Here is a 12,236-nt window from a genome sequence, read left to right as displayed (position 1 = left end):
GCACGCGCGGTGGAATGGGGGTCGTAACTCACCGCTCCAGTATGGCAGATGCCCGCGACACCAGATGCTGCTCCACCCGCTCAATGTGCGAACGAGTGTTTGAACGCGACGCGGAGTGCAGGTCATTGACATGACGACGATACGACACAGCGCGCAACAGTAATTCCGGCATACCAGGTACATGACTAAAGCGCTGACAGATCCCATCATCGACCGCTTGGCCAATGAGCCCATCCACAATAACCAAAGCGGCCGTCCAGCCGGCTGGGCGCGGGGATTCGCTCGGCACAATGTCCACAATGCCCGGCGGGTTGGAGCCGTGGTAAACCGTGGTGGTGAGAAGAGCGGTGTGGGCGGGGACAAGGGGGACGTCGGCAAGCAGGGCTGGGCGATAAGCCTCGCCCGTTTCCTCCCAGGCGGCGCGCTCTGCGCGAGCGAAGGCATCGCTACGCTGCCCGTTGGGAAGGGGTACCTCGGCGATAGCCGCGTCGAGGCGCAACGCCATCTGTGCGGTTTCATCAATTCGCCCGCGTACTTGGCCCGGAATAAACTGGGTAGCCTTCCACCCTGCAGCCGTGTGCCGACCATCGCTAGACAGTACCGGCCGGGAAACGCGGGACCCCTGCACGCTGAGGCGCTCGCGCACCTTAGCGGACCAGGCGGCAAACGGACCGGCCTGGGAATAGACCACGTCGCCCACCTTGATGCCGTTATCCCACACCGGGCCCAATTGATCGCCCTGCGCGCGGCGGGTACCAGTGGCACCGGTTTCCGCGTGGAAGGCGCTTAAAACATGCTCTGGGGGAAGCGGCATCCTTAACTCCTATTCGGGTTGGTGGGGATCCTTATTATCCGGATTCGGATAAGGCCACGGGTTTGGTGAGCAGGTCACGTCCTCATCAGGATAGACCTCGCTGGGATTGCGATCGTGCAATTTCTTGTTGTTAAGGTCCAAGGTCTGCTGCATCATGACCGGCGCTAGCTTGCCCTGGCCGCCACACGGCTGGTGGGCCGCATAGCCAATGGCATGGCCCAACTCGTGGTTGATGACGTACTGGCGGTAATTGCCCATATCCCCCTCAAACGGCGTCGCACCGCGCACCCAGCGGGCCTCATTGATAATCGTGGTGGACTCGCCCGTAATGGTGGTGTGGCAGGAGGTTTCCGTTTCAATCTTCTCGCCACAGCGCTCTGCGGCGGTGCCGAGCGAAGTCAGCTGAATGCGGGTATCCGGCTCCGCATCGGCGGCCACGTGCTCGAATTCGAAGTCCTTCTGTGCGGTCCAACCGCGCGGGTCAGACAAGGTGGCCTCGACCATGGCGGCAAAAGACTCATCGCCGCCATACGGTGCGGTATTAAGTCCATCTTCCACCTCGATGGAATAGCGCACCTTTTGCTCGCCGCCCTTACCCGTGACGGCGCCGGGCTCGCCTACCTCGTGGAAGGTGCCCTTACCTTGCTTGGTGTAGGAGCCACCGGGCGGCATCTCGCTGATTTCCCGCTTGACCGCTGCGGCGTCAGCAGGATCGGGGCCTACCTTTTCCGTACTCGTTGGGGCAGGCGCGCTAGTGCCTTCCGCTTCTTCTTCAGAGGAAGTACCGGTGGCGATATCGACGATGAACCAAATGGTCAGCGCGATCATGAGGGGGATCGCCACCACACGCCACCAGCCATATTGACGCGCAAACCGGACCACCGCATTGGGGTGGTCCGGCCTATGGCGCTGGCTCCGGTGAGCGTGGCGAGTCTCCCTTTTTTCCATGGGGTCTTAGGTTACCCGCTTGTATTTAAAAAAGCTGAATCAGTAGCCCTATGCGCTCGCCTTAGGCGCCGGCGAATCCCACGGCGTGCTTCTTGGCAATGCCGACCTCGACGTAGACCACACGGTCAGTGCGCACGAGGTACTTGCGGCCCTTGTCATCTTCCAATTCCAGGGTGGAGTTATCCGCCAGGGCACTGTTAATCTTCTGCGTCAGCTCGGCCTGGTCACCTGCAGCGCTAATGACCAGCTCCCGAGCGGTATCCGCGAAGCCAAACTTGATATCCATGAAGATTCCTCCTCTAACTAGAGTTTTTATTGTCAATGGCCCCACTATAACCATCCCGGCTACTATCAAGGTGTGTCTGACATAAAATCCCAGCCACCGAGCTTCGCGGACCTCGGCGTTGCGGCCGAAATCTGCGATGGTCTCGCCACTCGTGGCATCACGCGTACTTTTGCAATCCAGGAATTAACCCTGCCCATCGCGCTATCCGGCCAGGACTTGATTGGCCAAGCGCGCACCGGCATGGGCAAGACCTATGGCTTTGGCGTGCCGCTTTTGGACCGCGTCTTTGATGATGCCGATATCGACGAGCTCGATGGCACTCCGCGCGCCCTCGTGGTGGTCCCCACCCGCGAGCTTGCCCAGCAGGTCACCGAGGACCTGCAGGTGGCTGCCGCCCACCTGCCCGTGCGCTTAGCCTCTATTTACGGCGGCCGCCCCTATGAGGAGCAGATCAAAAAGCTCAACAAGGGCGTCGATGTCATCATTGGCACGCCTGGCCGCTTGATCGATCTCCACGAACGCGGCAATCTGCAGCTCGATCGCGTAGCTATCTTGGTACTCGATGAGGCCGACGAGATGCTGGATCTGGGCTTTTTACCCTCGGTGGAGGCTATCCTCAAGGCGCTCGATGGCAATGCGCATCAGACCATGCTCTTTTCCGCTACGATGCCGGGCGCGATTTTGACGCTCGCCCGCCGGTTTATGGATAAACCCATCCATATCCGCGCCGAATCCGGCGAGCAGGATTTCACCCATTCCTCCACTCGTAAAGTCACCTTCCAGGCCCACCGCATGGATAAGGTTGCCGTCGTCGCCCACGCCCTGCAGGCCGCCGGCCGCGGGCGCACCATCATCTTCGCCCGCACCAAGCGCGCGGCCGCCCAGTTGGCCGATGATCTTGCCCGGCGCGGCTTCCACGTGGGCGCGGTCCACGGCGATCTGGGGCAAAAGTCGCGCGAGAAGTCGCTCCATGCCTTCCGCACCGGCCAGGTGGATATCTTGGTCGCCACTGATATTGCCGCCCGCGGCATCGACGTTGATGATGTCACCCACGTCATCAACTATCAGGTTCCGGATGAACCGATGACCTTTGTCCACCGCATCGGCCGCACGGGTCGCGCCGGCCATACGGGCACCGCTATCACCATGGTGGGCTATGATGAGCTGGGCAAATGGCAGGTTATTAATGATGAGCTGGATTTGGGTGAGCCGAATCCGCCGCAGTGGTTCTCCACGTCCCCGGAGCTGGCCCAGGCGTTAGACATCCCCGCGGAGGTAGAGGAAACTGTCGGTCCTGAGACCAAGGTCGTGGGCCAGGTGCCCGTCCGCGAGAAATCCCCCACCCGTACCACCGCGCGCCGCGGCAGCTCCCGGCGCCGGCGAGGAGGCCGCCGATGACTAAAGCTCCCATTTTGCGCTCGACGCCCGCCGATTGGAAGGCCACCGGCATTATTGCCGTGCTCTGCGCCATCGCGGTCGGCGGCGCGGCTATTACCGCCAATATTAATCAAGCGCATCTCAGCCAAGCGGCCGTTCCTGGGGATAAGGATGCACCCGCGCTTGCCGACGTCCCTAAGGCCCTCCACGAGTCCTTCAACCTCCCCAACGAACCGGTTCCTGGCCAATACCGGGCGGTTTCGGCACACGGCCTGACCATCACGCACGCCGATCACACGCTCACCGCCACCAACCCGGACGGCTCCGAGGCTTGGACTTATGAGCGCACGGACGCAGATCTGTGCTCGCTGTCTACCGCGTGGGGCAAAATCGTGGCGTCGTATAAAACCGGCGTGGGCTGCGGGGATACCGTGGCAATTGAGGCTGCGACCGGTGAGTATGACAGCACCCGCAGCGCCGTCAGCTCGGAAGAGGTAGTACCCGTTTCCTCCAATGACCGGGTAGGAACGGTCTCCTCTGACCGCATCGATTTGTGGCGCTCCGATTTGGTGCGCACCGTGGAATACGGTGATGTGGAGGCAAAGCAGGAGCCGGACAAGCAACCGCATGAGGACTGCACCATTAGCTCCGCCCTCACCCGTACCGAGAATTTGGCGCTGACCGAGTCCTGCCCCGATAAACCGGGCACCACTTGGTTGCGCTTCCAAGACACCACCCCTGATGATTCCCGTGAGCCCGATATCGCTGCCGATGTGGACATAGCCACCGACGGCGCCCGGCTTGTCGCTGTGGGGCAAAAGGCCGCCGCCGTCTACCGCCCAGGCCCGAATCCCACGATCGAGTCCTATGACAATAAGGGCGAAAAGCTGGACTCTACTTCGGCAGAGCCCTCTCCAGATATTGACGCAGGTGCTTCCCCATTCGCCCCGGCAACCGCGGACCTGCCACACCATATGACCTGGTTTGATGGCTCCCGCCTCTACCTCTTCAAGCCGAGCGACCTCGCAGTGGATCACGTGGTAGACGATGCCATCGGCACCCCCATCGCCGTCGACGAGCACATGGTGGTCCCTACTCAAGCAGGCATTGCTGTCATGGATTGGTCCACCGGCAAAACTCTGCGAACCATCCCGGTTGATCGCGGCGGCTACCGCGGCCCCGTCTACCTCACCTTGGCGGGCGACACCATCGTGGAAACCCGCGGCGATCAGGTCGTGGGCCTAAGCGCCGATTAACCCCTCCACTACAGAAAGGGCCGCGCCTTCGGGATTTCCCGGGGCGCGGCCCTTGTGCGTGGCGGCGAATTTAGAAGTTAGCTGCCGCCCACTCCGTGGAAGCGCGGACGAACATCAGCAGGAAGATGACTACTGCGGCGCTCGCCAAGGTCACCGCACCAAGTAGCGGCGATCCGCCGCTGAACATCTGGAAGGAGCTCGCTGCCAAGATGAGCTCCACCAGGATAATGGCCCCCCTACCCCAGCGCTTTCCCTTGACCATGGCCCAAGCACCGACGATGACAAAGCCAAAGACAATAAAGATAAATAGTGCGGTGCCCAGCCCTACAAAGCTTCCGGAGCCCGAGTCCGACACCATGGATTCATTTTCTGCGCCGGTCGCCTCGCGCACAATCAGGAAGATACCGAAGCAGATGACGGCGATGGACTGAACCACGGCGAGCGCTGCGGCCACGAGTACCGGCTGTGGCGCGCCCTGCTGGGCCTTCTCCTCACGCGCCGGCTGCGCGGAGGAAACACTTTGCTTTTTGTTTACCTGCTTTTTCTTCTGCTTAGACACAAACCCACAGTCTACTCACCGGTCAAGGCCATTTCCTTGTGCGCCACTCAGGTTTCGCGGGGGCAGAGGTTAGCTGGGTAGATTTGACGCCTCTTCAGTCACCGCACTCAATGATTTTTGGACAATACGCCAGTTCAGCGCGTTTCTCACAGGCTTCTTTCAACTCGATCATGGACTCAAATGACCCCCACACCAGTTTCATTCAAGTGAGGTTAGCCACAATTTTGCCTCTACCCCTAGCGGAGTCTGAGTAAACATGTCATGATTCTGGGGTAGCAAAAAGAAAGAGGACGTAAACCTCTTCTTAACTTGAAGGAAACTTCAAGCAACCACAATGTGAACCATTGGCGGCGACGACGCTGGCCCGACCTCGAGACCGGGCCCCACTGCACGCAGACCAGTTCACACAACCACCCACCCTGGCATTGGTTGCTTTTCATTTTCGTGAAAAGCGCTTGTGCTTACTGCTGTCGAATTTTTGTTAGGAGATATCAATCATGGATTGGCGCCACGAAGCTGTTTGCCGCGACGAAGACCCCGAGCTGTTCTTCCCAGTAGGCAATTCTGGTCCCGCACTTACCCAAATCGCTAAGGCCAAGCTGGTCTGCAACCGCTGCCCTGTTGCCTCTTCCTGCCTGAAGTGGGCACTGGAATCCGGCCTGGACGCCGGCGTCTGGGGCGGCCTGTCTGAAGAAGAGCGCCGCGCCCTCAAGCGCCGCCGCAACCGCGGCCGTGGCCGCGCTCGCGTTTCCGCTTAATAAGCAGCCCCCAATTTTCGTTTCGGCGCCCTTAGCCGCTACAGTTGAATAAAGTTCAGATACCCTCAACGAAGGAGTGCGCAATGAGCAAGCGTGGTCGCAAGCGCAAGGATCGCCGCAAGAAGTCCGCTAATCACGGCAAGCGTCCTGGCGCATAACGCACAGCATTACTCAAAGCCCGGTTCCCTCGGTCACTTCGACCGTGGAACCGGGCTTTTGCTATGTCAGACGCACATCGATGTCGTCTCCTAGCTCCCCGCTTGACCTCTCCGTGCCTTAAGTCCAATGTGATCGGGCCGAATTGAACGCATTAGGGTCTCAATTCGGCCCTTCCGCCCTCAATTCGGCCCGATCAGTATGGACCCAAGCAAAGAGTTGGAAGATCATGAGACCAGACCCCACCACAGCGGGTGAGCAACAGTGCCTACCACGCCGTGTCGATGCGGGTGATCTCTACCGAAATGCGGCGGCGCAGCGCCTGCGGCGCCTTGGCCTGGCCATTACAGCAGTTGCGCACCAGGGAGCGGATAATCTCCTCGCTCTCGAGGCGCTGTTGGCAGAAATCGCACTGGGCGATGTGCTCGCGGATGGCGAGTGCGCGGGCATAGGTGGTTGATTCATCGAGAAGCTCGCACAGGAGGGCCTGTACCTCTGGGGAGCTACACGCACCACAGTTGTGTTCCGTTGCGCGGTCCATTACTTCTCCTCCATGTCTGGGTGTTCTAATCCAATGCCTTGTTCTCGTGCCACGTCTTTCAACGCTTTCCGGAGCAATTTTCTTCCCCGGTGCAATCGGGACATCACCGTACCCAGCGGAGTATCCATGATTTCTGCAATTTCCTTATACGCCAAGCCTTCTACATCCGCGTAGTACACCACCATCCGGTAGTCGTCTGGCAAGTCATTCATGGCCTCTGAAATGGTGGCGTCCGGCATGTCTTTAAGCGCTGATACCTCGGCGGATTCCAGGCCAGTGGAATCGTGCCCAGCAGTGGTATAGAGCTGAAAATCGCTCAAGTCATCGGCCGAGGACTCCGTGGGGCGGCGCTTCGCCTTGCGGTAGGAGTTGATGTAGTTATTGGTCATGATGCGATACAGCCAAGCCTTAAGGTTTGTACCTTGCTTGAAGGAATGAAAGGACTTATAGGCCTTGAGGTAGGTCTCCTGCACGAGATCCTCAGCATCTTGCGGGTTGCGCGTCATGCGCAGGGCACCGCCGTAGAGCTGGTCTAGCAGGGGCAGCGCTTCCGCTTCGAAGCGGCGCTGCAGCTCCTTTTCGCTGATTGTTTCTTTAGCCACAATTTCTATCCTAACGCGTAGCGTTAGAATCCCAGGCATGTCTAAAAAGTCCCCGCATGCAGCTACCCCAGCGCTCAAAGTAGTGGAAGATGCCGGCGTAGACCACCACGTGTATACCTTTGAGGCGGGCAAGGATCACTTCGGTGATCACGCCGCGGCTGCCCTAGAGGTAGAGCCGGATCGCGTGCTCAAAACCCTGGTCATCGATTTAACTGCGGGCAAGGGACCAAAGCGCAAGCTGGCAGTCTGCGTTATCCCTACCACCCACCACCTGAGCCTCAAGAAGGCCGCGGCCGCCCACGGCGTTTCTAAGGCCGCCATGGCGGATCCGCATGACGCATCCAAGTCATCCGGATACATTCCCGGCGGCATTTCCCCGCTGGGCCAGAAAAACCCGCTGCCCACGGTCATTGAGGAAACCGCCGTCCTTTTCGATACTGTCTTTATTTCCGGCGGGCGCCGCGGGCTCGATATCGAGCTCAGTGCGGAGAGCCTCGCAGAGCTGTGCTCTGCTAGCTTTGCCGATCTACTCGCCCAGTAGCTCCGGATAATCGTTGGATACGCTGCCCACGGCCTTGTCGGCGGGGTGGGTGTGGAAGCCACGAAGGGGCGTCGGCAAGAGCAGCTCGGCGGCCTCTTCAGGGCTGCCCTCCAGCCAGGTACGCATTTCATCGGGCGCCAAGAAGCGTGGCAGGCGGTGGTGCAGCCACTCCATTTCTTCCGTAGCCGCAGTGGTGACAATCGTGGCGGACAGGCGGTCCAGGCCGGTGTCCCATAGGCCCGCCGCCCACAACAGGCCCTCTTCCGCGCGGACGTAATAGGGCTGCTTGCCGCCTTCTTCCTGGTGCCATTCGTAGTAGCCGTTCATGGGGATAAGGCAACGCTGCCCCTTAAAGGCATGCCGGAAGGAGGGTTTGGTGGCCACCGTCTCCGCCCGGGCGTTAAACAGCGGCGGGCCGTCCAGGTCCTTCTTCCAGTGCGGCAGCAGCGCCCACCGCGCAGGGTCGACTTGGGCGAGGCTTTCGTGCACGCGCACCATCGCCACCGGCTGGGTGGGCGCAATATTGTAGCGCGGGCCTGGGGTACCTTGTGGGGCGTGGACCTCAGTAACTCCGGGCAGTGCGCCCACTTCATCGAGAAGGGACTCGGTAAAAAGAACGAATCTTCCGCACATGCCCTCTATTATGGACGATATGTCTCAACCTTGGTCCGCCCCGCAAGCGGCAGGCCCCATTACGTGGGCCCAGCACGTGCCGGGCTCGAAGTCTATTACCAACCGCGCCTTCATTCTGGCGGCGTTGGCCGATGGCCCCTCTACCCTGCGCGCGCCGCTGGTCTCCCGCGATTCGCAGCTGATGGAAAAGGCCCTGGAATCTATGGGCGTGCGCTTCGAGCACGAAGGCGAGGATATCCACGTCACCCCCGGCCCGCTTAAGGGTGCCACGGTGGACTGCGGCCTAGCCGGCACGGTCATGCGCTTTATCCCGCCGGTTGCGGCCCTGGCGGACGGCGCCGTGCTTGTCGACGGCGACGAGCAGGCCTACGCCCGCCCCATATCCACCACCCTGGATGCACTGCGCCAGCTCGGCGTCGAGGTGGACGGCGATAGCCTGCCCTTTAGTGTGCGCTCGCACGGGGTACCGGAAGGCGGTGAGGTTACAATCGACGCCTCTGGCTCCTCGCAGTTCGTCTCCGGACTACTACTGGCCGGTGCGCGCTTTGCACAGGGCATTTCCGTCACCCACAAGGGCGGTCCGCTGCCCTCCATGCCGCACGTGGAGATGACTGTAGGCATGCTGCGCCAAGCCGGCGTACGCGTGGATTCCGGCGAGAATACCTGGACCGTGCACCCTGGCCCGATTGCCGGGCGAGAGTGGGCAATCGAGCCGGATCTATCCAATGCCACGCCCTTCCTTGCCGCCGCTGCCGTCACCGGCGGCCGGGTGACCATTAAGCGCTGGCCTGCCAATAGCACCCAGCCGGGCGACGCCATTCGGCATATTTTGGTGGATATGGGCGTCATGGTCACCCAAGAGCCGGGCTTTGTCACTGCCAAGGGCGACAAAGACGGCGCGCTGCAGGGCATCGAGCGCAACATGGGCGACATTGGCGAGCTCACCCCCACCGTCGCGGCGTTGTGCGCCCTGGCGGAGACCCCCTCTACCCTGACCGGCATTGCGCACCTGCGCGGCCATGAGACCGACCGTTTGAAGGCGCTGGCGGATAATATCAATGCCCTCGGCGGCAAGGTCACCGAGCTTGCCGACGGCCTACATATCGACCCCGCCCCTCTCCACGGCGGAAAGTGGCCGTGCTACGCCGATCACCGCATGGCCACCGCGGGTGCGATTATCGGCCTGCGGGTACCGGGCGTAGAGGTAGAAGACATTTCCACCACCGCGAAGACTCTGCCTGGCTTCGACCGCATGTGGGAGACGATGGTGGACCCCGAGCAACAGGAGAGCAATGGCTAGGCGTTTCGGTTCTTTCGATGAATCCGACGTACGCGTGCGCCCCGGGAAGGGCTCGCGGCCACGTACTAAGGACCGCCCCAAGCACAAAAATGCCAAGTTCGGCATGGTCATCACCAAAGACCGCGGGCGCTGGGGCGTAGCACTGGACGACGGCCCGCGGGTCACCGCCATGCGCGCCCGTGAGCTGGGCCGCACCGCCATCGAGGTGGGCGACCGCGTGGGCGTGGTGGGCGATACCTCCGGCAAGAAGGACACCCTAGCGCGCATTGTGAAGCTGGAAGAACGCACCTCCGTCCTCCGGCGCACGGCCGATGACACCGACCCTTATGAGCGCATCGTGGTGGCGAATGCGGACCAGATGCTGATCGTCACCGCCGTGGCCGATCCGCCGCCGCGCTCTGGGTTTGTCGAGCGCGCCCTCATCGCTGCGTTTGTGGGCAATATCCACCCCATCCTGTGCTTGACCAAGACCGATCTCACCGATCCTGCCCCCTTCGCGGCCGAGTTCGCCGATCTCGATATCACGGTGGTGGAAGCCGGCGTCGAAGACGGACTTGAGGCGGTGCGCAACCACATCGACGGCCACGTCACCGCGCTCATCGGACATTCCGGCGTGGGCAAATCCACCCTGGTCAACCGGCTGGTACCAGACGCGGATAGGGAGACAGGGGAAGTATCGGGCGTCGGCAAGGGCAGGCATACTTCCACCCAATCGGTGGCGCTCCCCCTCCCCGCCGAGGATGCATTCACCGGCGGCTGGATTATCGATACCCCAGGCATCCGTTCCTTTGGCCTCGCACACGTGGATGCCGATGACGTGCTTGGCGTCTTTGAAGACCTTGCCGCCGCCATCGAGGACTGCCCCCGCGGTTGTACGCATATGGGCCCGCCTGCGGACCCAGAATGCGGCCTCGATGATCCTGCGCTGATTCCCCCTGATACCGCCAGTGCACGGCGGCGCGACGCGGTGCGCGGCCTACTCGAGGCCCTGCGCACCAACGTGGAGTGGGAAAATTAGAGGTGGAAGCCGGTGTCGGCCATAACACCCAAAATGCCATCCACGATGCCGAAGAATACATCGAGGATCTGGCCCCAGGTGCCCTGGGACGAAGTCTCTAGCAGCGCCAGCCACGGGGTGGTGGGCACGGCGTCGGCAGCCGCATCCGCAGCTGGGGTGGTATCTGCCAGGGCGGCCGGCGCGGCACTGAGGGCTGCGCCTGCGGTAACGGTGGCCGCAGCGAGGTTCTTGAAGCGCTGAGTCATATTGTCTCCTTAAGTAATTAGAGCAGTTCTACGAGGAACGGCAGCTCGGTCGGGTGATAAAAGGCCATGAACTTATCCAGTGCATCGCCCACGGCCAGCTCCGCATCCTCATCACCAAGGTCCGCGGTATCGATGGCCTCGATGGCCTTTGCGGTGGTTTCCTCGGACTCCGCAATATCCACGTGGACGGCCGCTAGGTCGTCCTTGCTGAACTGCGCTGGCTTAAGCTCTACCACCGGCTCGCCCATATCCGGGCGCGGGGTGAGGACAGAATCATCCAAGTCTACCGAGATAACCACGCGGCGGTGCGGGAACTTCTCTTCATCGCCAATGGCCAAAAGGCGCATGGAGGCCATAGAGGCCTCAAGGAAGGCCGAGTAGGCAATTTCTTCTTCATCGCCCTCGGTATAGAACTCCTGCAGCGCAGGGGTTACCATAAAGCCCCAGCCGGAGCGCGCGGACAGGGAGCCGGTTTCTTCCAGCTCCGCCAGCATGGCGTAGGTCGCAGGGATGTAAACGCGGGCTTTAGCCACTAAAACTCACCTTCAATATCGAAGACTGCCTGAATTTCTACAGAGACGCGGTCGAAGCTCGTGTACAAGAAGCCGACCATGCCTGCCTCTACGGCCGCGCGAACGTTGAGAATGGAATCATCAACCATGACACAATCATTGAGCGGCAACTCAAGGGCATCCGCTGCCGCTTGGAAGGCTGCAACCTCTGGCTTTTCCGCCCCCACCTCGCCGGAGAGAACGACTGCGTCGACGTTTCCGCGGTACTCCCACTCGCGGATGTGCTCTGCACCTGGTCCGCCTGGGTCATTGGACAGGATGGCGGTTGCTGCGCCATTTGCCTTGGCGGCGGCCAGCAGCGCCTTCCACCGACGGTTGTCTTCTTCGGTGCCGTCAAGGACGCCGACATAGTCAACGATTAGACCACGCATGTACTTAAATCCTTTGGTTACGATTCTATTTAACTCCCCGAGAGTATAGCGAACCACGCGCGCATTCGCGCCCACCCCTTTCAGGAAACCCTCAGAAATGGCGGGGTCGGGGCGGGCATGAGACAATTATCACGCGTCCGCCTCCTGTCCTTATGCAGGAGCATTACTTCCCCACCATGTACTGAACTGGCCCCCGAAAGTTGGACTGGTTTAATTCTAGGCGGTTAGGGCTTCAAGGGTCTGATTTCGATATTGCATC

At 61.0% G+C, this 12,236-nt stretch carries 17 protein-coding genes; 7 read left to right on the top strand and 10 right to left on the bottom strand.

Annotation, left to right across the window (positions count from 1 at the left end; genetic code table 11):
* Positions 1-28: 28 nt before the first annotated feature.
* From QP884_RS10205 to QP884_RS10195, 3 genes are all read right to left on the bottom strand, one after another.
* Positions 29-814: a hypothetical protein gene (locus QP884_RS10205; RefSeq protein WP_284821935.1), complete on the bottom strand. Its 786-nt coding sequence runs from the start codon at positions 812-814 to the stop codon at positions 29-31.
* Between the two features lie 9 nt (positions 815-823).
* Complete coding sequence (locus QP884_RS10200) at positions 824-1,762, bottom strand: DUF3152 domain-containing protein (RefSeq protein WP_284821934.1); 939 nt, start codon at positions 1,760-1,762, stop codon at positions 824-826.
* 61 nt (positions 1,763-1,823) lie between these two features.
* Positions 1,824-2,048 carry a DUF3107 domain-containing protein gene (locus QP884_RS10195; RefSeq protein WP_005322370.1) on the bottom strand — a complete coding sequence of 75 codons (225 nt, stop codon included), beginning with the start codon at positions 2,046-2,048 and terminating at the stop codon, positions 1,824-1,826.
* 72 nt (positions 2,049-2,120) lie between these two features.
* Here QP884_RS10195 and QP884_RS10190 point away from each other — a divergent pair, with 72 nt between their 5' ends.
* Both QP884_RS10190 and QP884_RS10185 read left to right on the top strand, forming a co-directional pair.
* Positions 2,121-3,446, top strand: coding sequence for a DEAD/DEAH box helicase (locus QP884_RS10190; protein ID WP_284821933.1), 1,326 nt, complete (start codon positions 2,121-2,123; stop codon positions 3,444-3,446).
* On the top strand, positions 3,443-4,681 hold the full coding sequence (locus QP884_RS10185; RefSeq protein ID WP_284821932.1) for an Rv3212 family protein: 1,239 nt from the start codon (positions 3,443-3,445) through the stop codon (positions 4,679-4,681). The genes QP884_RS10190 and QP884_RS10185 overlap by 4 nt, the downstream gene beginning before the upstream one ends.
* A 70-nt stretch (positions 4,682-4,751) precedes the next feature.
* Here QP884_RS10185 and QP884_RS10180 read toward each other — a convergent pair whose 3' ends face one another.
* Positions 4,752-5,240: a hypothetical protein gene (locus QP884_RS10180; RefSeq protein ID WP_269954204.1), complete on the bottom strand. Its 489-nt coding sequence runs from the start codon at positions 5,238-5,240 to the stop codon at positions 4,752-4,754.
* A 497-nt stretch (positions 5,241-5,737) separates the two neighbouring features.
* On the opposite strand from QP884_RS10180, the gene QP884_RS10175 reads away from it, so the two are divergent.
* Positions 5,738-5,998: a WhiB family transcriptional regulator gene (locus QP884_RS10175; RefSeq protein WP_005322377.1), complete on the top strand. Its 261-nt coding sequence runs from the start codon at positions 5,738-5,740 to the stop codon at positions 5,996-5,998.
* 83 nt (positions 5,999-6,081) lie between these two features.
* Complete coding sequence (locus tag QP884_RS11290; protein ID WP_100067784.1) at positions 6,082-6,156, top strand: 50S ribosomal protein bL37; 75 nt, start codon at positions 6,082-6,084, stop codon at positions 6,154-6,156.
* 266 nt (positions 6,157-6,422) lie between these two features.
* On the opposite strand, the gene QP884_RS10170 is transcribed toward QP884_RS11290, so the two are convergent.
* A complete protein-coding gene (locus tag QP884_RS10170) occupies positions 6,423-6,695 on the bottom strand; it encodes an anti-sigma factor (protein WP_005326557.1) in 273 nt (90 codons plus the stop codon).
* Entirely contained in the window at positions 6,695-7,297 is a 603-nt protein-coding gene (locus QP884_RS10165; RefSeq protein ID WP_200436091.1) for a sigma-70 family RNA polymerase sigma factor, read from the bottom strand. The genes QP884_RS10170 and QP884_RS10165 overlap by 1 nt, the downstream gene beginning before the upstream one ends.
* A gap of 37 nt (positions 7,298-7,334) precedes the next feature.
* Here QP884_RS10165 and ybaK point away from each other — a divergent pair, with 37 nt between their 5' ends.
* Positions 7,335-7,838: a Cys-tRNA(Pro) deacylase gene (gene ybaK, locus QP884_RS10160; protein WP_284821931.1), complete on the top strand. Its 504-nt coding sequence runs from the start codon at positions 7,335-7,337 to the stop codon at positions 7,836-7,838.
* Here ybaK and QP884_RS10155 read toward each other — a convergent pair.
* Entirely contained in the window at positions 7,824-8,471 is a 648-nt protein-coding gene (locus QP884_RS10155) for an SOS response-associated peptidase (protein WP_284821930.1), read from the bottom strand. The genes ybaK and QP884_RS10155 overlap by 15 nt on opposite strands.
* Here QP884_RS10155 and aroA point away from each other — a divergent pair.
* Positions 8,470-9,771, top strand: a complete 1,302-nt coding sequence (gene aroA, locus QP884_RS10150) for a 3-phosphoshikimate 1-carboxyvinyltransferase (RefSeq protein WP_284821929.1) — start codon at positions 8,470-8,472, stop codon at positions 9,769-9,771. The genes QP884_RS10155 and aroA overlap by 2 nt on opposite strands.
* Positions 9,764-10,789 (top strand): ribosome small subunit-dependent GTPase A, encoded by a 1,026-nt coding sequence (gene rsgA / locus QP884_RS10145; RefSeq protein WP_269954201.1) that lies wholly within the window; start codon positions 9,764-9,766, stop codon positions 10,787-10,789. Before aroA ends, rsgA begins: the two co-directional genes overlap by 8 nt.
* Here the strand turns inward: rsgA and QP884_RS10140 are convergent.
* Genes QP884_RS10140 through QP884_RS10130 form a run of 3 tightly spaced genes read right to left on the bottom strand, consistent with a single transcriptional unit; the run spans position 10,786 to position 11,977 of the window.
* Positions 10,786-11,034 carry a hypothetical protein gene (locus QP884_RS10140; protein ID WP_239278752.1) on the bottom strand — a complete coding sequence of 83 codons (249 nt, stop codon included), beginning with the start codon at positions 11,032-11,034 and terminating at the stop codon, positions 10,786-10,788. The two genes, rsgA and QP884_RS10140, sit on opposite strands and share 4 nt — an antisense overlap.
* A gap of 17 nt (positions 11,035-11,051) precedes the next feature.
* Complete coding sequence (locus QP884_RS10135; RefSeq protein ID WP_374048912.1) at positions 11,052-11,567, bottom strand: DUF6912 family protein; 516 nt, start codon at positions 11,565-11,567, stop codon at positions 11,052-11,054.
* Entirely contained in the window at positions 11,567-11,977 is a 411-nt protein-coding gene (locus QP884_RS10130; RefSeq protein WP_239278750.1) for an HAD-IA family hydrolase, read from the bottom strand. Before QP884_RS10130 ends, QP884_RS10135 begins: the two co-directional genes overlap by 1 nt.
* Between the last annotated feature and the right edge of the window lie 259 nt (positions 11,978-12,236).

It is taken from the genome of Corynebacterium tuberculostearicum, assembly GCF_030229345.1.
GTDB lineage: Bacteria > Actinomycetota > Actinomycetes > Mycobacteriales > Mycobacteriaceae > Corynebacterium > Corynebacterium tuberculostearicum_G.
This window is presented reverse-complemented; position numbering and strand designations above follow the sequence as displayed.

Bases quoted from the DNA above. Each gene is read 5' to 3' on its own strand.
- QP884_RS10195 (WP_005322370.1), bottom strand. From the start codon at position 2,048: ATGGATATCAAGTTTGGCTTCGCGGATACCGCTCGGGAGCTGGTCATT.
- QP884_RS10185 (WP_284821932.1), top strand. From the start codon at position 3,443: ATGACTAAAGCTCCCATTTTGCGCTCGACGCCCGCCGATTGGAAGGCC.
- QP884_RS10170 (WP_005326557.1), bottom strand. From the start codon at position 6,695: ATGGACCGCGCAACGGAACACAACTGTGGTGCGTGTAGCTCCCCAGAG.
- QP884_RS10140 (WP_239278752.1), bottom strand. From the start codon at position 11,034: ATGACTCAGCGCTTCAAGAACCTCGCTGCGGCCACCGTTACCGCAGGC.
- QP884_RS10200 (WP_284821934.1), bottom strand. From the start codon at position 1,762: ATGGAAAAAAGGGAGACTCGCCACGCTCACCGGAGCCAGCGCCATAGG.
- rsgA (WP_269954201.1), top strand. From the start codon at position 9,764: ATGGCTAGGCGTTTCGGTTCTTTCGATGAATCCGACGTACGCGTGCGC.
- QP884_RS10175 (WP_005322377.1), top strand. From the start codon at position 5,738: ATGGATTGGCGCCACGAAGCTGTTTGCCGCGACGAAGACCCCGAGCTG.
- aroA (WP_284821929.1), top strand. From the start codon at position 8,470: ATGCCCTCTATTATGGACGATATGTCTCAACCTTGGTCCGCCCCGCAA.
- QP884_RS10205 (WP_284821935.1), bottom strand. From the start codon at position 814: ATGCCGCTTCCCCCAGAGCATGTTTTAAGCGCCTTCCACGCGGAAACC.
- ybaK (WP_284821931.1), top strand. From the start codon at position 7,335: ATGTCTAAAAAGTCCCCGCATGCAGCTACCCCAGCGCTCAAAGTAGTG.
- QP884_RS10155 (WP_284821930.1), bottom strand. From the start codon at position 8,471: ATGTGCGGAAGATTCGTTCTTTTTACCGAGTCCCTTCTCGATGAAGTG.
- QP884_RS10130 (WP_239278750.1), bottom strand. From the start codon at position 11,977: ATGCGTGGTCTAATCGTTGACTATGTCGGCGTCCTTGACGGCACCGAA.